This is a genomic window from Sulfitobacter sp. 1A15299, from assembly GCF_043556915.1.
Lineage (GTDB): Bacteria > Pseudomonadota > Alphaproteobacteria > Rhodobacterales > Rhodobacteraceae > Sulfitobacter.
Genome location: NZ_JBIFFJ010000005.1, coordinates 40,748 through 61,113 on the forward strand (window position 1 = coordinate 40,748; position 20,366 = coordinate 61,113).

A 20,366-nucleotide genomic window follows, 5' to 3' on the forward strand; every position below is an offset into this window, starting at 1 on the left:
TTGGTGCCTTGTTAAACAAAACCCCCGATCCGCTACGGCGGTTCCTTGCGTTGACCCGCCGCGAGCCGCCTGCTTAACATTGCAAGAAACCAAAACGCACCTCTGCATATGGGACCGAAGCAATGATTGATCTCTACACATGGACCACCCCCAATGGCCGCAAGGTCTCGATCCTGCTGGAAGAATTGGGGATCGACTACAATGTGCACGCCATTGACATCGGCAAGGACGAGCAGTACGCGCCCGAATTTCTTAAGATCAGCCCCAACAATAAAATCCCCGCCATCGTGGACCATGACACTGGGGTAAGCCTGATGGAATCCGGCGCGATCATGGTCTACCTTGCCGAGAAACATGGCCGCTTCCTGCCCGAAGGGCTGGCCGCGCGGGCCGAGGTGATGCAATGGCTGATGTGGCAGATGGGCGGCTTTGGTCCAATGGCCGGGCAGGCGCATCACTTCCTGCATTTCAACCCCGGCAAGGCCGCCTATGCCGAAGAGCGGTTCAGGGCCGAGGTCAAACGGCTTTACGGCGTGCTCGACAAACAGCTTGAGGGGCGGGACCACATTTGCGGCGCATATTCCATCGCGGATATGGCCTGCTGGCCGTGGGTGTCGCGCTATGAATGGCAGCAGATCGACCTTGCCGATTATCCCAATGTGCGTGCGTGGTATCAGCGCCTGCGCGCACGGGACGCGGTGCAGAAGGGCTACCACGTGCCCAAAGTGATGGGCGAGATTCCCGAGGGCTGACATCCGCCCGCCGCCGCGATTGCAACATAGGCAGGAACCAAGAGACAGGTTGAACGGTTGCACCTTCGAAGGCAGTGCTGCCACCCGCGCAGGCTGCCCTTTTCATGAATGGGGGGCAGTATCGTGACGCTTGATCTCAGAGATGTATCCTCGTGCCGCCGTGCGGCGTTACTATGAACAGTGCGCCGCGTTTCGACCCTTTCCCGCCCCAGTCGCAAAGGGATATCCTGTCGCAATCTGCTCGGAAGGCTTTGCGCCACGCGGCGCGAGCCGAAGAGACAGGCACCGCCCCGGTCAGCGGCTCTATCGACATTCTGCGCGACGCGAGTCTGATGCTGGAAGATGGCGCCACGGCCCCCTTGCGCACCGCCCATGCGCTGATGCAGATCGGTGCCGCCAACCTCAGCGTCGGTCGCCTGTGGGAAGGCCACGTCAACGCGCTGCGCCTGATCCGCCTTTATGGTAGCGCGGCGCAGGTCGAGCGGGCGAAACAGGTGATCCGGCAGGGCGGGCTTCTGGGCGTCTGGGGCGCTGATGGCGGCAATCCGGCGCGGTTCGAGAAAGGCACTCTCCAAGGCGAAAAGATTTTCGCCTCGGGCCTCGGCACTGTCAGCCATGCGCTCGTCTCGCTCAATTCCGGCCCTGATGTGCAGCTTGCGCTGATCGACGTGACCGACCCCGCGCGCGGCGATGCTTCGCAATGGGACATGCTGGGTATGCGGGCGACGGCTTCGGGGAAATATGACTTTTCCGGCCTGACCCTTGAGGATGACGCCCTTATCGGTGCTCCCGGCGACTATCTGAAAGAGCCGCATTTCGTCGGCGGCGTCTGGCGGATCGCGGCGCTTCAGGCCGGCGCGGCGGCGGGGTTGATCGATGCGGCGGCCACTGCCTTGCGCGAGATGGACCGGCTTGAGGCCGAGGCCCAGCTGAGCCGCCTGATGCAAGTGCTGATGCGGATATGGGCCGGAATGGCATTGATCGAACGCGCCGCCCTCGCCACCGCGGATGAGCACGCGGAGGAGACCCTCGTCAGCACCGCCATCGCCGCGCGGATTTATACCGAGGAAGTCGCCCTCGACGCGATTAAAGCGGTAGAGCAAAGCCTTGGGTTGCGCCATTTTACCGGAACCTCCGAGACAGGTCGCATGGCGCGCGATCTCTCCGTCTATCTGCGCCAAGCCGCACGCGATGCCTTCCTGCAACGCGCCGCCCGCCATGCGCTTTCCAGCGACCAGACGGTTTGGGGTGTCTTTGGATGAGCCCTAACGCCCCCCTCGCCAAGGCATTGTCGGGCCGCGCAAAGATCGTGGTTCTGGCGCCGCACCCGGACGACGAAACACTCGGCTGCGGCGGTCTCTTGGCCCGCGCTTTCGCAGAGGCCGGGGCGCATGTGATCTGCCTGACCGATGGTAGCGCCAGCCATCCCGGTTCCCGTGCATGGCCCCCGGCCCGATTGGCCGAGACGCGGCGCGCGGAATTGGCAGCGGCGCTTGATTTCCTTGGTGGCGGGGCGGCGGATCTGACGTGGCTCAGCCATCCCGACAGCCGATTGCACGAGGTGCCTGCCGATACCCTCCTGACCGAGTTGACAGAGGTGATCGACGCCCAAGCCGCACGCCACATCTTCGTCCCGGCCCGCGAAGACAAACATTGCGACCATCAAACCACCGCATCACTGGCCGACAGCCTACGCGTGCAGCGGCCCTGCCTGCATTTCCATAGCTATCCGGTGTGGAGCCGTTTCGATGATCCGAATTTCACCGCGAACACGGCGGGCTACGCCCCCCTCCGCCTCGACACCGCAGCCTATCGCGATGCCAAAAGCGCCGCGATCCACGCGCATCGCAGCCAACTTGGCCAGACCGTAAAAGACGATCCCGAGGGGTTTGTCCTGCCCGAGGCGATGATCGACCTCTTCGCGCAGCAAGATGAAATCTTTTGGAGGATGCCGTGATGGGGGTGGGGTTGGATCATCTCCAAGGTCTCTATGCCGAGACAACCGATCCTTGGGGGTTCGAACATAGCGCCTATGAGCAAGCCAAATTCGCGGCAACGCGGGCGGCGCTTTCGCAAGATGGCTACCGCTCGGCTTTCGAGTTGGGCTGCGGCAATGGCCAGTTGGCACGTCACCTGAGCGACATCTGCGCGCGCTATACCGGGATGGATGCCGTCGCAAGCGCCCTGACCGCCGCGCGCGAGACGGTGCCGGAGGGGCGCTTCGTCCAAGGGTTCTACCCCGGCCCCCTGCCCGAGGGGGATTTCGATCTGCTGATCCTTTCGGAAGTGCTTTATTTTCTGGATCACGCAGGGTTGGCCCAATTGGCGACCGACATCGCGAGCCGCTGGCCGCAGGCCGAGATCATCTGCGTGACGTGGCGCGGCGACACCGGCAATCCGCTGCAAGGGGAAGAGGCGCTAAACGGGTTTGCCAAGGCGCTCGACACCCATGCCTTCACCTGCGTCAGCGCGACCGAGGACTACCGCATCGACCGTGCCTTTCCGGGGAAGAGCAGATGAGTTTCGAGCGCTGGAAAGACACCGCGATCATCATCCCCGCCCGGAACGAGGCGGAGCGGATCGGCGCTTGCCTCTCCGCCCTCGCGCCCCAGTGCAACGACCGTGTCCGCGTGATCCTTGTGGTCAACAACACCGATGACGACACCGCCAAGATCGCAAAGGCGGCGGCGGGCCGGCTTGGCATCGACCTCACCGTGCTCGATCTGACCTTTCCCCCCGGCATGGGGGTTGGCGCGGCAAGGCGGAAAGGCTGCGCCGTGGCGCTGGAACAGATGCCCCATCTGCGCCAGATCCTGACCACCGATGCCGATTGCCGCGTCAGCGCCGATTGGGTGGCGCGTAGCATTCACCACCTTCAACGTTTTGACGCGCTTTGCGGCAGGGTCACGCTGAACCCCGAAGAGGCCGCCACACTGGCGCCGCAAGACCCGATGCTCGAGGCCCATGAAATGGCCTACCGCCGCTTGGTGCTCGCGCTCTACGCGCGGCACGCCCCGAACTGCGCCGATTTGCAGGACAGCCATGGCGAAGCGCCGGGGGCCAGTCTTGGCTTTACCCGCGAGGCCTATGAGGCCGTCGGTGGTTTTGCCCCGATCCCCTGCGGAGAGGACCGCGCGATCATCCGCGCCGCGCGGGCGGCGGGCCTTCGGGTGCATCACGCAGATGATCTCTGGGTCGAAGCCTCTTGCAGGCTGGTCGGGCGCGCGGCGGGCGGCATGGCGGATACGCTGCGCATTCGGCTGAGCGGAGCGAACTATCTGGCCGATGACTGTTTGCCGGATGCGGGCCGCCTGCTGGATCAACTGCGCCGGGGGGCATTGGGCTGCTGGCCGGCTCAGGTGCCGCAGGCTGAATGCATACCGGTTGCGGAACTGCCCGCGCATATCGCGCTGCTGCGCGGCTTTTTGGACCGGTCGGTGACGCGCGAGACACCCGCCCCTCTTACCTCGGGTTCCGCCGATCCCCGCCCTTGCGAGAACTTTCCTGCCTGCGGCGCAAAAGCATCGGAACCCGTGCCCTCGGGGGTGGTTGAACCTTCATAGGGTCCGGCACTCACCGTTCGCTCTAAAGCAGGCCTTTTCGCCCGCTAGATATTAGCAACAAATCCTCCCGATTATATTCCGGGGGCGCTGTGGAGAAAGATCATGACAGAAAAAGAACTTGGCAAAGGCGGCGAACCCCGCCAGCAAACCACGGACCGCGAAAAGACGATGACGACCGCGCAGGGCGGCCCGATCGCGGATGATCAGAACTCACTCAAAGCAGGTCCGCGTGGCCCGGTCTTGATGGAAGACCATGTATTCCGCGAGAAGATGTTCCACTTCGACCACGAGCGCATTCCGGAGCGTGTCGTTCACGCCCGCGGCTACGGCGTGCACGGGCATTTCGAACTGAAGGAAGCGATCCCCGAACTCTCTTGCGCCGATATTTTCCAGCGCGTCGGCGAAAAGACCCCGACCTTCACCCGGTTCTCGACCGTGGCGGGCAACAAGGGCTCTGCCGATCTGGCCCGCGACGTGCGCGGTTTTGCGACGAAGTTCTACACCAAAGAGGGCAACTGGGATCTCGTCGGCAACAACATCCCCGTGTTCTTTATCCAAGACGCGATCAAATTCCCCGATCTCATCCACTCGGTCAAACCCGCCCCGGACCGTGGCTTCCCGCAGGCGCAGTCGGCGCATGACAACTTCTGGGATTTCGTCTCGCTCTCGCCCGAAGCGATCCACATGACGCTGTGGCAGATGTCCGACCGGGCGATCCCGCGCTCGCTCCGCTTCATGGAAGGCTTCGGCGTGCATACCTTCCGGCTGGTCAATGCCGAAGGCAAATCGCATTACGTCAAATTCCACTGGAAGCCGAAGCAGGGTGTGCAATCGGTGGTCTGGAACGAGGCGCTCAAGATCAATGGCGCGGACCCGGATTTCCACCGCCGCGACATGTGGGATGCCATCGACGCGGGCGACTTCCCGCAATGGGATCTGGGCATTCAGGTCTTCGACGACGAATTCGCCGACAACTTCGAGTTCGACATCCTCGACGCGACCAAGCTGATCCCCGAGGAACAGGTGCCGGTGCGCATCATCGGCACGCTGACGCTTGACGCCAATGTCGACAACTTCTTTGCCGAGACCGAGCAGGTGGCCTTTTGCACCCAAAACATCGTGCGCGGGATCGACCACACGAACGACCCGCTGCTTCAGGGCCGGAACTTTTCCTACCTCGACACGCAGATCAAGCGCCTCGGCGGGCCGAACTTCACCCATATCCCGATCAACGCGCCGAAATGCCCGTTCCACCACTTCCAGCAAGACGGCCATATGGCGATGCACAACCCCAAGGGCCGCGTGAACTACGAGCCCAACAGCTGGGGCGAGGAGGGTGGCCCGCGGGAGAACCCGGAGATTGGGTTCAAAAGCTACCCCGAAGAGGTCAGCGGCACCAAACAGCGCGTGCGGTCCGAGACATTCGCCGACCACTACAGCCAAGCGCGCCAGTTCTACATCAGCCAGACCGAGATCGAGCAGCAGCATATCGCGGCGGCCTATACCTTCGAGTTGTCGAAATGTCAGGAAGAGCGCATTCGCCTGCGGATGCTTTCGCATCTGATGAACGTCCATGACGATCTGGCCAAACAGGTGGCCGAAGGCTTGGGCGTGACCGAAATGCCGGAACCCGCCAAACCCGCGCGGGAGCCGATCACCGATTTGCCGCCGTCCGACGCGCTCAGCATTCTGAAGAACGCGCCGAACACATTCGCGGGCCGCAAGCTGGGCCTGTTCCTGACCGAGGGCGCGGATGCCTCGGTGGTGGAAGCCTTGGAAAAAGCCTTTGCCGATGAAGGCGCGATGGTGGCGATCGTGACGCCGCATATCCAAGGGGTGACCCTGTCGGACGGCAGCACCCGGCAAGCAGATGAGAAGATCGACGGCGGCCCGTCGGTGGTCTTTGATGCGGTGGCCTTGGTCTTTGGTGATGAGAAAGCCGATAAGATCGCCAAGAACAAACCGGCACAGGATTTCGTTTCGGACGCCTTTGCGCATAACAAGTTCATCGCTTGGACCACAGCCGCCGATCCGCTGCTCAACGCCGCCGGGGTCGAGAAGGACGAAGGCACGTTGGAGGTCTCTGCCGATAACGCCGGTAAATTCCTTGAGACCTGCCGCAAACTTCGGTTCTGGAAACGCGAAGAAAAACTGAACTGGGAATAAGAAAACACCGGGTCGGGGCGGCAATGCCCCGGCCCTTTTTCTAGCGCCGGTGCACCTGTGATGAGGGTGAAATGGCGTTCGCCGTGTCCTGCAGGCGCGGCAGAATCTCGGCCCTGATCCGCTCCCGCGTCCAAGTATGCGCCGAGACCGAAGATTGCACCGCCGCAAAGGCCCGCCCATCGGGGCCGATGATCGGACAGGCCACGCCAATCTCAGACAAAATCATCTGATCGCTGGAGATCGCATAGCCCTGCTGCACGGCCTCCCCAATGCTGTTGCGGATCGTGGCGCGGTCCATCGTGGTGCGCGCGGTAAAGGGCTTGAGCGGCCAAGTCTCGATCGCCTCTTCCCGGTCTTCGGGCGAGAAGGTCGAGATGATCGCCCGGCCCGCCGACGTTGAAAGCGCAGGCAACCGCCGCCCGATCACCGTCGCCGCGAAGTAGGTCCGTTGGCAGGGCAAGCGACTGACGTAGATGATGTGATCGGTCGAAAGCTCGGCGAGGTTCACCGTCTCCCCGATCTCTTGGCTGAGGTCGATCAGCTTGGGAATCGCCTGCCCGACCAATTGATCCGACCAGTAATAGGCATAGGCCAGTTCGAGCCATGCATGGGACGGGCGGTAGCGCCGCGTGGCCGGATCCTTTTCCAACATGCCTTCGATATGCAGCGTATTCGCCAGCCTCTGAACCGCGCTTTTGTCTAATCCGCTGCGCGCGGCAAGTTCGACCAGCGACAATTCCGTATGCGATTCATCGAAAGCGCGGAGCAGCCGCAACCCCTTGGCAAGCGACCCGACGTAAAGAGTATTTTGCTTCTTTTCCAATCACCTACCCTGAAAACTGGCCCAATCGTTCACACCGGGGCTTGACGTATGTCGATCCGATTGCGTTTATTAATCGTATTGCGATATCAAGTATTACTATATGATACGATGCGCAAGCCAAAAAGATACGGAACCGAATTCGTTAACCAACAGGGGAGTTGACCATGAAATCCACGGTCCTGAAATCAACCATCACCGGGCTTGTCCTGGCCGCCGCCACCGGCGCGGCTTGGGCGGACAAAGCCAATGACACGCTGAATGTCGCCTTCACCAAAGAGCTTGAGAACGTCGACAGCTACTTCAACTCGTCTCGCGAAGGCGTGGTGCTGCAACGCGCGGTCTGGGATGGTCTGATCTACCGCGATCCGGTCAGCAACGAATACATCGGCAACCTCGCCACCGAATGGGAATGGATCGACGACACGACCATCGAATTCAAACTGCGCGAAGGCGTGAAATTCCACGACGGGTCGGACTTCACCGCCGATGACGTGGTCTTTACCGTGAACTATGTCGCCGATGAGGCCAATGGCGTGAAAACGCAGCGCAACGTGAACTGGATGAAATCGGCCGAGAAGGTTGACGATTACACCGTGCGCATCATGCTGAAAGAGAAGTTCCCGGCGGCGATTGAATTCCTCTCCGGCCCCGTTTCGATGTATCCCAGCGACTACTACGAAGAAGCCGGCCCCGAAGGCATGGGCCTCAAACCCGTCGGCACCGGCCCTTACAAGGTGACCGAAGTCGTCCCCGGCCAGCACTTCAAACTGGAAGCCTATGAGGGCTATCACGACAGCCCCAAGGGCAAACCCAGCATCAAGAACATCGACATCCGCACCATTCCGGATGTGAACACGCAGATGGCCGAACTCTTTAGCGGCTCGCTTGATCTGATCTGGCAGGTGCCGTCGGACCAGGCCGAAAAGCTGGCCGAGCGGGATGAATTCCAGGTCTCCAACGAATCCACCATGCGCGTGGGCTATCTGACGCTCGATGCGGCAGGCCGGTCCGAGGACAGCCCCTTCACCGACGTGCGCGTGCGCAAGGCCGTGAACTACGCCATCAACCGTCAGGAGCTGGTCGACGCGCTGCTCAAAGGCAAATCCAAGGTCGTCTACACCCCCTGCTTCCCCAGCCAGTTCGGCTGTGACGAAGAGGCGGCGGTGAAGTATGAATACAACCCCGAGAAAGCCAAGGAATTGCTGGCCGAGGCGGGCTACGAAGACGGTCTGACCATCGATTTCTACGCCTATCGCGACCGCGAATATGCCGAGGCGATCACCAGCTACCTGAACGCCGTGGGCATCGATACCAACTTCAAGATGTTGCAGTATTCCGCCCTGCGCGAGCAGAACATGAAGGGCGAAACCGCCGTGTCGTTCCAGACATGGGGCAGCTATTCGATCAACGACGCCTCCGCCATGGTCAGCCAGTTCTTCAAACATGGCTCGCTCGACTACGCGATGGACGACGAGACGCTGGAATACCTCAACATCGCCGACAGCTCGACCGATCCCGAGGTCCGTAAAGAGAACTACTCCAAGGCGATCGAACGCATCACCGAGGAAGCCTATTGGGCGCCGATGTTCTCCTACAACACCAACTACGTGACCACCAACGAGGTGGAATACACGCCCACAGCCGACGAAGTTCTGCGCTTCACCACGGCCAGCTGGAAGTAAATCAACCGGCAGGGGCGCCGTGACCGGTGCCCCTGCCCTTCTCCCCTTCCGCACCCAACCCAGACCCACGCGGCAGGCCCCCGCCTGCGGCGCAGCCTCAAGGTAGTTGCACCCGTGCTTCAATTCATTCTCAAACGATTGGGACTGGCCCTTCTCGTGGCCTTCACCGTGTCGTTTATCAGCTTTAGCCTGCTGTTCCTGTCGGGCGACCCCGCCGCAGCACTTGCGGGTGAAACCGCCAGTGGCGAAGATATCGAGGCCCTGCGCCGTCTCTATGGTTTCGACCGTCCGATGCTGGTGCAATATGGCGAATGGCTGTTCTCGGCCCTTCAGGGCGATTTCGGCGAAAGCTACTATTTCCGCCTGCCCGTCGCCTCGCTCATCGCTGACCGGTTGAGCGTGACCATGACGCTCGGCGTCTGCGGGATCACCTTCGCGCTGCTGACCGCCGTGCCCTTGGGCGTGGTCGCCGCGATCCGCCCCAATTCGATCATCGACCGTGTGGCGCTCTTCATCTCGGTCGCCGGCCAAGCGATGCCGAGCTTTTGGTTCGGCCTGATCCTCATCGTGGTCTTCGCCATCCAACTGGGCTGGCTGCCACCCTCGGGCACCGACACATGGCGCCATTTCATCCTGCCGACCGTGGTGCTGGGCTATTACGCCATGCCCGCGATCATGCGCCTGACGCGCGCGGGCATGCTGGACGTGTTGAACTCCGACTACATCCGCACCGCCCGGGCCAAGGGCGCGAACGAGCGCCGGGTGCTGTTCCGCCATGCGCTGCGCAACGCGATCATCCCGGTCGTGAGCCTCGCCGCCGTGCAGATGGGTTTCATGCTGGGCGGCTCCATCGTGGTCGAGTCGATCTTCGCGCTGCATGGCGCGGGCTATCTGGCCTGGGAGAGCATCGCCCGCAACGACCTGCCCACCGTGCAGGCGCTGATCCTGATCTTCTCGATGTTCTATATTGTTTTCACCTTCCTCGCAGACGTGCTGAACGCATGGCTCGACCCCCGCATGAGGAGCAGCTGACATGGCCACGGCAAGCACACATGACAGCCTTTTGGACGAAATCACCGGCCCGACCCCCGGCCAGATGCTGCGCAAGCGCATCTTCGGGCACCAAGGTCTGCTGATCGGGGCGGTCGTTCTGATCATTCTCACGATCATCGCGATCCTCGCGCCCTGGATTGCACCACATGATCCCTATGCCCAAAGTCTGATGACCCGGATGGAGCCCCCCGTGTTCATGGGCGGCACATGGGAGCATCCCTTGGGCACCGATCATCTAGGCCGCGATTACCTGTCGCGTCTCATCTATGGTGCACGGATTTCGCTGCTGATCGGGGCCGTGGCGGCGCTGATCTCGGGCCTCATCGGCACCGCCATGGGCGTGGCTGCTGGCTACTTTGGCGGCAAGGTCGATGCGGTCGTCACCTTCCTAATCAACGTGCGTCTTGCGATGCCGGTGGTGCTGGTGGCGCTGGCCGTGGTGGCGATCCTTGGCGGGTCGCTGCAAGTGGTGATCATGGTGCTGGGCCTGCTGCTTTGGGACCGTTTCGCCGTGGTCATGCGCGCCTCGACCATGCAGGTGCGGCGGCGTGAATATGTGGCGGCGGCGCAGGTCATCGGTGCCTCTACCCCGCGCATCCTCTTGTCCGAGATCATGCCCAATATCGCCAACAACCTCATCGTCGTGGTGACGCTGGAAATGGCCCATGCGATCCTGCTGGAAGCGGCGCTCTCCTTCCTCGGCCTTGGGGTGCAACCCCCGACGCCGAGCTGGGGGCTGATGGTCTCAGAAGGCAAGAACATGATGCTGTTCGAGCCGTGGCTCGTGCTGATCCCGGGCGCCGTGCTTTTCGTGCTGGTGCTGGCAATCAACCTGATGGGTGACGGTCTGCGCGACGTCACTGCCCCCGAAAACCGGAGCTGACCCATGACAGAACCCCTTCTGAGCGTCCGCAACCTGCGGCTCGACATTCCCACGGGCGGCGGCACCCTACATGCGGTGCGCGGCATCGACTTCGACCTTAACCGTGGCGAGACCCTCTGCATCGTCGGCGAAAGCGGCTCGGGCAAATCGCTCACCTCGCTTGCGCTGATGGGGCTTTTGGGCAAATCCATCAAACGCAGCGCCGACCGGATGACCTTTGACGGGACCGAGTTGACCACCGCCAGCCAAGGCCAGATGCGCAGGCTGCGCGGGGCGCGGATGTCGATGATCTTTCAAGAGCCGATGACCTCGCTCAACCCGGCCTACACCATCGGCGACCAGCTGGCCGAGGCGCTGCTTTTGCACCGCAAGGTCAGCCGCCAGCAGGCGCGGGCGCGGGCCATCGAACTCTTGGAGAAAGTCGGCATCACCGCCGCCGAGAGCCGCTTGTCACAATACCCGCACCAGCTGTCGGGCGGTCTGCGCCAGCGTGTGATGATCGCCATGGCGCTGATGTGCGAGCCCGAACTGATCATCGCGGACGAGCCGACGACCGCGCTCGACGTGACCATTCAGGCGCAGATCCTGCGGCTGCTGCACGATCTGGGGCGCGAGATGAACATGGCCGTGATCCTGATCACCCATGACCTCGGGGTCGTGGCGCGCGTGGCTGACAAGGTCGCGGTGATGTACGCGGGCGAGTTGGTCGAGACCGGCCCGGTGGGCGATATCTTTAACGCCCCCTCGCATCCCTATACCCGCGGGCTGCTGCGCTGCATCCCGCTTCCCGGCAAGACCGACCGCGGCGCGAAACTGGGTACGATCCCGGGCATCGTGCCCTCGCTGGTCGGCGCGGTCGAGGGCTGCGTGTTTCGCACCCGTTGCCCCCATGCGGTGGCCGAATGCCGTGGCGACATCCCCAAGCGCGAGGACGGCAACCACGCCTTCCGCTGCATTTTCCCCGATGGCAAACGCCATTCCGAGAAGGAGCTGACCGTATGAAGGACAGCGTGAACGCACCCCCGGTGCTGGAGCTTTCCGGCGTCAGCAAGACCTACCGGGTGAAACAGGGCATGTTCGGCAAGGTCAAACCGCTCACGGCGGTGAATGATGTGTCGCTGCAATTGGGCAAGGGGGAGGTGCTGGGCCTCGTCGGTGAATCCGGTTGCGGCAAATCCACCCTTGCCAAAATCCTTTTGGGGCTGGAGGAGCCGACCGCGGGTCACGTTAAGATTGACGGTGAAGAGATTACCCAACAGGGCCGTCTGGCGCTGGCGCGGCGGATTCAGCCGATCTTTCAAGACCCCTATTCCTCGCTCAACCCGCGCAAGAGCATCTATGACGTGATCTCTCTGCCGCTGCGGGTGCACAACATCGGTGACGAGGAGAGCCGCAAGAAAAAGGTGAAGGAGATCCTCGACGTTGTGGGCCTGCCGCAGCGGGTGATCAACACCTACCCCAGCCAGATGTCGGGCGGCCAGCGCCAGCGGGTGGCCATCGCCCGCGCGCTGATCATGAAGCCCGAGGTGGTGATCTGCGACGAGCCGACCTCGGCGCTGGATGTCTCGGTCCAAAGCCAGATCCTCAACCTTCTGGGCGAGCTGCGCGAAGAGTTCGGCCTGACATACCTCTTCATCAGCCATGACCTCGCGGTGGTCGAACATCTCGCCACCCGCGTGGCGGTGATGTATCTGGGCGAGATCGTGGAGCAGAACTCGGTCGCCGGTCTGTTTGATGCGCCGCGTCACCCTTACACCAAGGCGCTTTTGAAGTCCGTGCTGACACCCGAGCCCGGTTTGGGCGTGCCGGACACCCAGCTTGGCATGGCCTACCCGAACCCGATCGCGCCGCCGCCCGGTTGCCATTTCCACCCGCGCTGCCCGCGCGCGACGGATCTGTGCAAGCAAAAGGCGCCGCGTCACACCCCGATCCCGCAGGGGCATGTCGCCTGCCACCTGCACGATCCGGAAACCCCCATGTACGAACAAGAGTAATCCCATGTCATCGAACCTGTCGCACAGCAGTCAAACCCGCAAAACCGTCATCGAAACCGAACATGGCGTCGTCGCCGCGCAGCATCGGTTGGCAGCAATCGCGGGGGCCGAGGTGCTTGCGGCAGGGGGCGATGCGGTGGACGCCGCCGTGGCCACCTCTTTCGTCATCGGCGTGTTGGAACCTTGGATGAGCGGCCCTGCGGGCGGCGGGGCGATGATGCTCTGGCGCGCCGAGGAAGGCCAAGCCCATGCGCTCAACCACGGGATGCGCAGCCCCCGCGCGCTCGATCCCGCGAACTATCCGCTGAGCGGGCGGGGCAAGGCGGGCGATCTCTTCCCGTGGGAACATGTCGAGGGAGACCGCAACGTCCAAGGCGCCACCGCCATCGCCGTGCCCGGCGTGGTCGACGGGCTGGGCCAAGCGCATGAACGGTTCGGCAAGATGCCTTGGGCCGATCTGCTTGCCCCGGCGATCGAACATGCCCGCAAGGGTCTGTTGGTGGATTGGTATGCCGCGCTGGTCATCGCCTCTTGCACGCGCGAACTGGCCAAGGATGCGGATGCGGCGGACCTCTTCCTCGAAGACGGGCAATGGCCGACGATCAGCGGCTGGACCGCGCTGGCCGAAAAACGCCTGGACCAGTCGCGCATGGCCGACAGCCTTGACCAGATCGCGCGGCACGGGGCGCGCGCGCTCTATGATGGTGACCTTGGGGCCGCGATGGCGCGGGATGTGCAGGAGAAAGGCGGCTGCCTCAGCCACGACGACCTGCACGCCTACCGCGCCGAATTCAGCGCGCCGCTCGACTTCGCCTACCGCGATGCGCGTTTCCATGTCGTGCCGGGGCTGACCGCCGGGCCGACCTTCCGCGACACCTTTGCTTCCCTCGCGACCGAAGACCTCGGGCACGCCCCCGGCCCCGACAGCTATGCCGCCATGGCCGAGGCGCTCAAAGGCGCCTATGCCCGTAGGCTCGGCTCTATGGGCGACACCGGCGAAAGCCCCGAAGCCCCGGGCTGCACCACGCATTTCTCGGTCGTCGACCGTCACGGGAATATGGTGGCGCAGACGCAGACGCTCCTGTCGATCTTCGGTTCCCGCGTCGTCTCACCCTCCACGGGCTTTTTGATGAACAACGGCATCATGTGGTTCGACCCGGTTCAGGGCCGCCCGAATTCACTGGGGCCGAACAAGCGCTGCCTGATGAACGTCTGCCCGGTGATCGGCGAACAGGGCGACAAACGTTTCGCCTTCGGGGCTTCCGGCGGTCGCAAGATTCTAGGCGCGGTGGCGCAACTGTCCTCCTTCGTCACCGATTTCGACATGTCGCTCGAAGACAGTTTCCACGCCCCGCGCATCGACGCCTCGGACGCCAACCAGCTCATCGCCGATGAAAGCCTGCCGCGCGATGTGCTCGACCGGCTGCGCGAGAACAATGAGGTCGCCGAGACCAAACGCACGATCTTTCCCTACGCTTTCGCCTGTCCCGCAGGCGTGATGCGCGCAAACGGGCAGAATTCCGGCTGCACCGAGATCATGTCGCCTTGGGGCGACGCCATTTCCGAAGATATGAAAAAGGACATTGAAGCATGACCCGCGATCAAGCGATCGAAGCGATCTCGACCTATTTCGATGAGGGGACGTTCCAAGCCGAACTGGCCAATCTCGTTTCCTACGAGACCGAAAGCCAGAACCCCGACCAAGCTCCCGAACTCAAACGCTATCTGGTCGAGACGATGGAGCCGCGGCTGACGGCGATGGGCTTTGCCTGTCGCTTTCACGACAACCCCGACCCACGCGGCGGCCCCTTTCTGGTGGGCGAGCGCCGCGAGGGCGACGACCTGCCGACCGTGCTGACCTATGGCCACGGCGACGTGATCCGCGCCCAGACCGACCAGTGGCGCGAGGGGTTGCATCCTTTCAAACTGGTCGAAGAAGGCGACAAGCTTTATGGCCGCGGCACCGCCGACAACAAGGGCCAGCACCTGATCAACATCGCCGCCATCGAAGCGGTGCTGAAAACCCGTGGCAAGCTGGGTTTCAACTGCCGCATCGTGATTGAGATGAGTGAGGAGACCGGCAGCGCGGGCCTGCCCGAGTTCTTTGCCGAACACCGTGAGGAACTGACCGCCGATGTGCTCATCGCCTCGGACGGGCCGCGGCTGCAACCCGAAGTGCCGACCATGTTCATGGGGTCGCGCGGGGGCGTGTCGTTTGATCTGATCGTCGACAAACGCGAAGGCGCGCATCACTCGGGCAACTGGGGCGGCTTGCTGGCCGATCCGGCGATGATCTTGGCGCAGGCGCTGTCGACCATCACCGACAAACGCGGGCAAATCCAGATCCCCGAGTGGCGGCCCGACAGCCTGACCCCCTCGGTTCGCGCGGCATTGAAAGACCTGCCGATCGAAAGCGACGATGGCCCCGCGATCGACACCGACTGGGGCGAAGAAGACCTGACCCCGGTCGAGCGCGCCTACGGTTGGAACAGCTTTGCCATTCTCGCGATGAAAAGCGGCGTGCCCGAAGCGCCAGTCAACGCAATCTCGGCCCATGCGACGGCCACCTGCCAATTGCGCTATGTCGTCGGCACCGATCCCGAAGACATCCTGCCCGCGTTGCGCCGCCACCTTGATAAACACGGCTTCGAAGATGTGCGGATCGAACCGCATGACCGCGGTTTCTTCCGCGCGACCCGGCTGGATGCGGATCACCCTTGGGTCAAATTCGTGGCTGATTCTCTGACGAAAAGCGCCGGGAAAGCGCCGCATATCCTGCCCAACCTCGCAGGCTCGCTGCCCAACGACAGCTTCAGCGATATTCTGGGGCTGCCCACTGTCTGGGTGCCGCATTCCTACCGCAGCTGTTCGCAGCACGCGCCGGACGAACATGTGCTGAAACCCGTCTGCCGCGATGCGCTGCGGGTGATGGCGGGCGTGTTCTGGGATTTGGGCGAAGGCAACACGCCGCCCCGCGCCGCGTGACAACTACCGGGCGGGGGCCGCGGCCCCTGCCCGTTCTACATTGCCGCGCGGATGCAGGTTTTGAGGGTTTCTGCCTCAAGCACGCAAGGGTTGGCACGCATGGAGGAAGAGGCCGCTGCCTCGCGGGCCGTCTCGCCCAGATCCGCATCATCAGGGATCCACCGGGCCAACCGGTCCAGCCCCCAGTCATCCAGCATGTCGGTCAGCGCGTCGAACGTGCCCTGCTCAGGCAGGCCGAACCCGCCGGAGAGCCACATCTGCACCTCCGAAAACCGGTCCGAAGCCCCCATCGCATCCCTGTTGGCCGCCAGAACCGGCCCAAGCAAACGCCCGCAAATTAGCCCATGCGGCGCGCCGTAACGTCCGCCGATCACACCTGCCAGCCCATGCACGGCCCCGAGCCCCGCATTGGCCAGCGCCAAACCGCCCGAGAGACTGACATAGGCCAGTGCATCCCGCGCGGGCTGATCCTCGCCCTCGGCCAGACGTTTGAGCGCGGCGATGCCCTGCGGGATCGCGGCACGGCAAAGCGCATCGCTCAGCGGGTTGGCCTTGCTGGACAGATAGGGTTCGATCACCTGCACCAGCGCGTCGAGGCCGGACCCCAAGGTCACCCCGCGCGGCGCGCCATCGGTCAGCGCGGGGTCGACCAAGGCCAGACGGGGCAGCATGCGGTCGTCGCGCAGGCTGACTTTTCGCGCGGCCTCCGGCACGGCGATGACGGCGTTCTTGGTGACCTCGGCCCCGGTGCCTGCGGTGGTGGGGATCGCGATCATCGGCAGGGGATCGGCCTGCAAGGGCCTGCCCGCGCCCACGACTTCGAGATGCTCCATCACATCGCACTCCGACGGGATCAGCGCCGCGGAGGCTTTGGCAAGGTCGATCACCGCGCCGCCGCCCGCGCCCAGCACGACCTCAGCCCCGCGCCCCGCCGCCACCGCCGCGCGCACGTCTTCGACCGACGGCTCGCCGCTGCTGCGCAACTGTGTCACCTCGCAGCCCGCCGCTGCCAAATCGCGCGCCAGTTCATCGACCCAAGCGACAGAACCGCCGCGCAGCAAAAGCACCTGTCGCCCATAGCCTCGCGCAGCGGTCACCGCTTCACCCGCCACACCGCGGCCAAAACGGATGCGTCCGGCGGTGGCGAAACCGAAAGGGGGGATCGCCTGCATCAGAACTGCAACGTCGCCTGAACAGCCCGCTGCCATGCGCCGTATTTCTCTTCGCGCGTCGCCTCGTCCATCTGGGTCTCAAATCGCCGGTCCAGTGCCCATTCGCGGGCAAAACCCTCCATATCGGGGTAGATGCCCGCCCGCTGCCCGGCGAGCCACGCGGCACCAAGCGCTGTGGTTTCCAGCACATCGGGGCGATCAACCGAAGCGCCGATCACGTCCGAGAGGAATTGCATCGCCCAGTCACTGGCACTCATCCCGCCGTCGACGCGCAGGGTGGCAATCTCGCCCGGCTGGCCTTGGGCGGCCCAATCGGCTTGCATCGCTTCGAGCAAGTCACGGGTCTGGTAGCCCACGCTTTCGAGTGCGGCCCGCGCGAGTTCCGCAGGGCCGGAGTTGCGCGTCAGCCCGTAGATCGCGCCGCGGCATTCGGCGTTCCAATATGGCGCGCCGAGGCCCACGAAGGCAGGCACCAGCACCACGTTCTGATGCGGATCGGCCTGCTCGGCCAGCGCTTGGGTCTCGCCCGCCTCGCGGATCATTTTCAGCCCGTCGCGCAGCCATTGCACCACGGCCCCGGCGACGAAGATCGACCCTTCGAGCGCATAGGTCGGCTTGCCGTCAAGCTGGTAGGCGATGGTGGTGAGCAGCCGGTTGGTCGAGGTCACCGCCGTCTCGCCCGTGTTCAGAAGCGCGAAACAGCCGGTGCCATAGGTCGACTTCATCATGCCGGGCTGGAAACAGGCCTGCCCGATCGTCGCAGCCTGCTGGTCACCCGCGACGCCGAGGATCGGGATCTCGCGCCCAAAGAGATCAGGCCGGGTGGTGCCGAAATCGGCGGCGCAGTCCTGCACCTCGGGCAGCATTTCGAGCGGCACGTCAAACATCTTGCAGATCGTCGTGCTCCAGCGGCCCTTGTGGATGTCATAGAGCATGGTGCGCGCGGCATTGGTCGCGTCGGTGACGTGACGCGCGCCGCCGGTGAGCTTCCAGATCAGATAGCTGTCGACGGTGCCGAAAAGCAGCTCGCCCGCCCGCGCCCGTTCGCGCGCGCCTTCGACGTTGTCGAGGATCCATTTCAGCTTGGTGCCCGAGAAATAGGGATCGGCCAACAGGCCGGTGCGTTCGGTGATGATCTTGTCGTCGCCGCTTTCACGCAGCGCGCGGCAGAAATCGGCGGTGCGGCGGTCTTGCCAGACGATGGCGTTATGGACCGGCTTGCCGGTTTTCGCGTCCCAGACCAGCGTCGTCTCGCGTTGGTTGGTGATGCCGATGGCGGTGATGTCGTCGGGGCGCAGACCGGCCTTTTCGATCACCGCGCGGCAGGTGCCCGCGGTCGTCGACCACAGATCGCCCGGATCATGTTCGACCCAGCCGGAGCGCGGGAAATGCTGCGGGAATTCTTCTTGGGCCGTGGCCGTCACCGACATGTTGCCGTCAAAGATGATCGCCCGCGAGGAGGTGGTTCCCTGATCAATGGCGAGGATATGGGTCATGGCGCGGCCCCCGGATGTTGGATGAAACGAAAAAGGGGCCGGAACGCTGCTGCGTCCCGGCCCCCGAAAGTTTGGCTTACTGCCAGGACTTGATCAACTCTTCGTAGCTGATGGTCTCGGGCTCGGGGTCTTCGTTGTCGAGCTTGGCAACGGGCGAACCTTCCTGCTCAAGCCAGTAGGAAGCCTCACGCTCCTCGTTCATTTTCGGACCCAGATCACCTTGGACGCCTGCGCGCTCAAGACGTTCCATGACCTTTTCCTGCTCGGCGCAGAGGCTGTCGAGCGCTTCTTGAGGTGTTTTCGCACCCGACATCGCGTCGCCGATGTTCTGCCACCACAGCTGCGCCAGCTTGGGGTAATCCGGCACGTTCGTCCCGGTGGGCGACCATGCGGTGCGCGCGGGCGAGCGGTAGAATTCCACCAGTCCGCCGAGTTTCGGCGCACGCTCGGTGAAGCTTTCGTGCTGGATGGTCGACTCGCGGATGAAGGTCAGACCGGCATGGGCCTTTTCCACGTCCACGGTTTTCGAGGTCACGAACTGCGCATAGAGCCATGCGGCCTTGGCGCGGTCGACGGGCGTGCTTTCCATCAGCGTCCAGCTGCCCACGTCCTGATAACCAACCTTCTGGCCTTCTTTCCAGTAGGCGCCATGCGGGCTCGGGGCCATGCGCCACTTGGGCGTGCCGTCTTCGTTCAGCACGGCCTTGGCGCCGTCGTTCACCATGTCGGCGGTGAAGGCGGTGTACCAGAACATCTGCTGTGCGATGGCACCCTGCGCGGGCACCGGACCGGCTTCGCCGAAGGTCATGCCCGCGGCTGCGGGGGGCGTGTACTTCTCAAGCCATTCGATGGACTTGGTGATCGCATAGACCGCCGCCGCATCGTTGGTGGCACCACCACGGGTTACACAGGAACCGACGGGCTGCGAGTTTTCGTTGACGCGGATGCCCCATTCGTCGACCGGCAGGCCGTTGGGTTCACCCACATCGCCGCCGCCCGCCATGGACAGCCATGCATCGGTGTAGCGCCAACCAAGGCTCGGGTCTTTCTTGCCGTAGTCCATGTTGCCATAGACTTCGACGCCATCAATCGTGCGACCGGTGAAGAATTCGGCGATGTCTTCGTAAGCGGACCAGTTGACCGGCACGCCCAGGTCATAGCCGTATTTTTCTTTGAACTCGGCCATCAGATCGGGGTCGGTGAACCAGTCCTGGCGGAACCAGTAGAGGTTCGCGAACTGCTGGTCGGGCAGCTGGTACAGTTCGCCATCGGGCGAAGTGGTGAAATCAAGGCCGATGTAATCGTCCAGATCAAGACCGGGGTTGGTCACGTCCTTGCCTTCGTTCGCCATCCAGTCGGTTAGGCTGCGCGCCTGCTTGTAGCGCCAGTGGGTGCCGATCAGGTCAGAGTCGTTGATATAGGCGTCGTAGATGTTCTCGCCCGACTGCATCTGCGTTTGCAGCTTTTCAACCACGTCGCCCTCGCCGATCAGGTCGTGGGTGATGTTTATGCCGGTGATCGCGCTGAAGGCCGGGGCCAGCACGTTGGCTTCGTATTCGTGGGTGGTGATGGTCTCGGACACGACTTTGATGTCCATGCCCTTGAACGGCTCGGCAGCGTCGATGAAGAATTGCATCTCCGCTTCCTGCTCTTCGCGGCTCAGCGCGGAGCGTTCGATTTCCTCGTCGAGGAACTTCTTCGCGGCTTCCATATCCGCGAATGCTGGCCCGGCGAGCAGACCGAGCGTGACCGCCAAAGCGGTACTCGATTTCATGACAGATCGTTTCATTATGTCCT

Annotated in this window: 16 protein-coding genes and 1 pseudogene; 13 read left to right on the forward strand and 4 right to left on the reverse strand. The window is 63.2% G+C overall.

Annotated elements, in window-relative coordinates; translation table 11 throughout:
* The first annotated feature begins 122 nt into the window (after window positions 1–122).
* From ACGYK7_RS08480 to ACGYK7_RS08505, 6 genes and pseudogenes are all read left to right on the forward strand, one after another.
* A complete protein-coding gene (locus ACGYK7_RS08480) occupies window positions 123–752 on the forward strand; it encodes a glutathione S-transferase family protein (protein WP_394400987.1) in 630 nt (209 codons plus the stop codon).
* 173 nt (window positions 753–925) lie between these two features.
* The gene (locus ACGYK7_RS08485) at window positions 926–2,014 is read left to right on the forward strand and encodes an acyl-CoA dehydrogenase (protein WP_394400990.1); all 1,089 of its coding nucleotides are present in this window, start codon (window positions 926–928) and stop codon (window positions 2,012–2,014) included.
* Window positions 2,011–2,709, forward strand: a complete 699-nt coding sequence (locus ACGYK7_RS08490; RefSeq protein WP_394400992.1) for a PIG-L deacetylase family protein — start codon at window positions 2,011–2,013, stop codon at window positions 2,707–2,709. Before ACGYK7_RS08485 ends, ACGYK7_RS08490 begins: the two co-directional genes overlap by 4 nt.
* A pseudogene (locus ACGYK7_RS08495) lies at window positions 2,709–3,077 on the forward strand (class I SAM-dependent methyltransferase); the annotation flags it as partial. The gene ACGYK7_RS08490 and the pseudogene ACGYK7_RS08495, both read left to right, overlap by 1 nt.
* Window positions 3,078–3,268: 191 nt before the next feature.
* Window positions 3,269–4,315, forward strand: coding sequence for a glycosyltransferase (locus ACGYK7_RS08500; protein ID WP_394400995.1), 1,047 nt, complete (start codon window positions 3,269–3,271; stop codon window positions 4,313–4,315).
* A 102-nt stretch (window positions 4,316–4,417) separates the two neighbouring features.
* Complete coding sequence (locus tag ACGYK7_RS08505; RefSeq protein ID WP_394400997.1) at window positions 4,418–6,481, forward strand: catalase; 2,064 nt, start codon at window positions 4,418–4,420, stop codon at window positions 6,479–6,481.
* 40 nt (window positions 6,482–6,521) lie between these two features.
* Here the strand turns inward: ACGYK7_RS08505 and ACGYK7_RS08510 are convergent, their stop codons facing one another.
* Window positions 6,522–7,304, reverse strand: a complete 783-nt coding sequence (locus ACGYK7_RS08510; protein ID WP_394401000.1) for an IclR family transcriptional regulator — start codon at window positions 7,302–7,304, stop codon at window positions 6,522–6,524.
* A gap of 164 nt (window positions 7,305–7,468) precedes the next feature.
* Between ACGYK7_RS08510 and ACGYK7_RS08515 the strand changes: the two genes are divergently transcribed.
* The 7 genes from ACGYK7_RS08515 (at window position 7,469) to ACGYK7_RS08545 (ending at window position 15,901) form a co-directional block, all read left to right on the forward strand.
* Window positions 7,469–8,986 (forward strand): ABC transporter substrate-binding protein, encoded by a 1,518-nt coding sequence (locus tag ACGYK7_RS08515; RefSeq protein WP_394401003.1) that lies wholly within the window; start codon window positions 7,469–7,471, stop codon window positions 8,984–8,986.
* Window positions 8,987–9,100: 114 nt separating this feature from the next.
* Window positions 9,101–10,018, forward strand: coding sequence for an ABC transporter permease (locus ACGYK7_RS08520; RefSeq protein ID WP_136720362.1), 918 nt, complete (start codon window positions 9,101–9,103; stop codon window positions 10,016–10,018).
* Window position 10,019: 1 nt separating this feature from the next.
* A complete protein-coding gene (locus ACGYK7_RS08525; protein ID WP_271690227.1) occupies window positions 10,020–10,922 on the forward strand; it encodes an ABC transporter permease in 903 nt (300 codons plus the stop codon).
* 3 nt (window positions 10,923–10,925) lie between these two features.
* The gene (locus ACGYK7_RS08530) at window positions 10,926–11,924 is read left to right on the forward strand and encodes an ABC transporter ATP-binding protein (RefSeq protein ID WP_394401006.1); all 999 of its coding nucleotides are present in this window, start codon (window positions 10,926–10,928) and stop codon (window positions 11,922–11,924) included.
* Complete coding sequence (locus ACGYK7_RS08535) at window positions 11,921–12,916, forward strand: ABC transporter ATP-binding protein (protein WP_394401009.1); 996 nt, start codon at window positions 11,921–11,923, stop codon at window positions 12,914–12,916. The genes ACGYK7_RS08530 and ACGYK7_RS08535 overlap by 4 nt, the downstream gene beginning before the upstream one ends.
* A gap of 4 nt (window positions 12,917–12,920) precedes the next feature.
* Entirely contained in the window at window positions 12,921–14,510 is a 1,590-nt protein-coding gene (locus tag ACGYK7_RS08540; protein WP_394401011.1) for a gamma-glutamyltransferase, read from the forward strand.
* Window positions 14,507–15,901 carry a M20 family metallopeptidase gene (locus tag ACGYK7_RS08545; RefSeq protein ID WP_394401014.1) on the forward strand — a complete coding sequence of 465 codons (1,395 nt, stop codon included), beginning with the start codon at window positions 14,507–14,509 and terminating at the stop codon, window positions 15,899–15,901. The genes ACGYK7_RS08540 and ACGYK7_RS08545 overlap by 4 nt, the downstream gene beginning before the upstream one ends.
* A gap of 35 nt (window positions 15,902–15,936) precedes the next feature.
* Here the strand turns inward: ACGYK7_RS08545 and ACGYK7_RS08550 are convergent, their stop codons facing one another.
* The 3 genes from ACGYK7_RS08550 to ACGYK7_RS08560 all read right to left on the reverse strand — a co-directional run bounded on the left by ACGYK7_RS08550 (window position 15,937) and on the right by ACGYK7_RS08560 (window position 20,343).
* Window positions 15,937–17,064, reverse strand: coding sequence for an iron-containing alcohol dehydrogenase (locus tag ACGYK7_RS08550; protein ID WP_394401311.1), 1,128 nt, complete (start codon window positions 17,062–17,064; stop codon window positions 15,937–15,939).
* Between the two features lie 8 nt (window positions 17,065–17,072).
* On the reverse strand, window positions 17,073–18,569 hold the full coding sequence (glpK, locus tag ACGYK7_RS08555) for a glycerol kinase GlpK (protein WP_394401016.1): 1,497 nt from the start codon (window positions 18,567–18,569) through the stop codon (window positions 17,073–17,075).
* A gap of 76 nt (window positions 18,570–18,645) precedes the next feature.
* On the reverse strand, window positions 18,646–20,343 hold the full coding sequence (locus ACGYK7_RS08560; RefSeq protein WP_394401019.1) for an ABC transporter substrate-binding protein: 1,698 nt from the start codon (window positions 20,341–20,343) through the stop codon (window positions 18,646–18,648).
* Window positions 20,344–20,366 lie beyond the last annotated feature (23 nt).

What these genes read in the sequence shown, in the direction of transcription:
- ACGYK7_RS08560 (WP_394401019.1), bottom strand. Translation starts at nt 20,343, where the DNA reads ATGAAATCGAGTACCGCTTTGGCGGTCACGCTCGGTCTGCTCGCCGGG.
- glpK (WP_394401016.1), bottom strand. Translation starts at nt 18,569, where the DNA reads ATGACCCATATCCTCGCCATTGATCAGGGAACCACCTCCTCGCGGGCG.
- ACGYK7_RS08530 (WP_394401006.1), top strand. Translation starts at nt 10,926, where the DNA reads ATGACAGAACCCCTTCTGAGCGTCCGCAACCTGCGGCTCGACATTCCC.
- ACGYK7_RS08500 (WP_394400995.1), top strand. Translation starts at nt 3,269, where the DNA reads ATGAGTTTCGAGCGCTGGAAAGACACCGCGATCATCATCCCCGCCCGG.
- ACGYK7_RS08545 (WP_394401014.1), top strand. Translation starts at nt 14,507, where the DNA reads ATGACCCGCGATCAAGCGATCGAAGCGATCTCGACCTATTTCGATGAG.
- ACGYK7_RS08515 (WP_394401003.1), top strand. Translation starts at nt 7,469, where the DNA reads ATGAAATCCACGGTCCTGAAATCAACCATCACCGGGCTTGTCCTGGCC.
- ACGYK7_RS08535 (WP_394401009.1), top strand. Translation starts at nt 11,921, where the DNA reads ATGAAGGACAGCGTGAACGCACCCCCGGTGCTGGAGCTTTCCGGCGTC.
- ACGYK7_RS08540 (WP_394401011.1), top strand. Translation starts at nt 12,921, where the DNA reads ATGTCATCGAACCTGTCGCACAGCAGTCAAACCCGCAAAACCGTCATC.
- ACGYK7_RS08490 (WP_394400992.1), top strand. Translation starts at nt 2,011, where the DNA reads ATGAGCCCTAACGCCCCCCTCGCCAAGGCATTGTCGGGCCGCGCAAAG.
- ACGYK7_RS08505 (WP_394400997.1), top strand. Translation starts at nt 4,418, where the DNA reads ATGACAGAAAAAGAACTTGGCAAAGGCGGCGAACCCCGCCAGCAAACC.
- ACGYK7_RS08480 (WP_394400987.1), top strand. Translation starts at nt 123, where the DNA reads ATGATTGATCTCTACACATGGACCACCCCCAATGGCCGCAAGGTCTCG.
- ACGYK7_RS08485 (WP_394400990.1), top strand. Translation starts at nt 926, where the DNA reads ATGAACAGTGCGCCGCGTTTCGACCCTTTCCCGCCCCAGTCGCAAAGG.
- ACGYK7_RS08525 (WP_271690227.1), top strand. Translation starts at nt 10,020, where the DNA reads ATGGCCACGGCAAGCACACATGACAGCCTTTTGGACGAAATCACCGGC.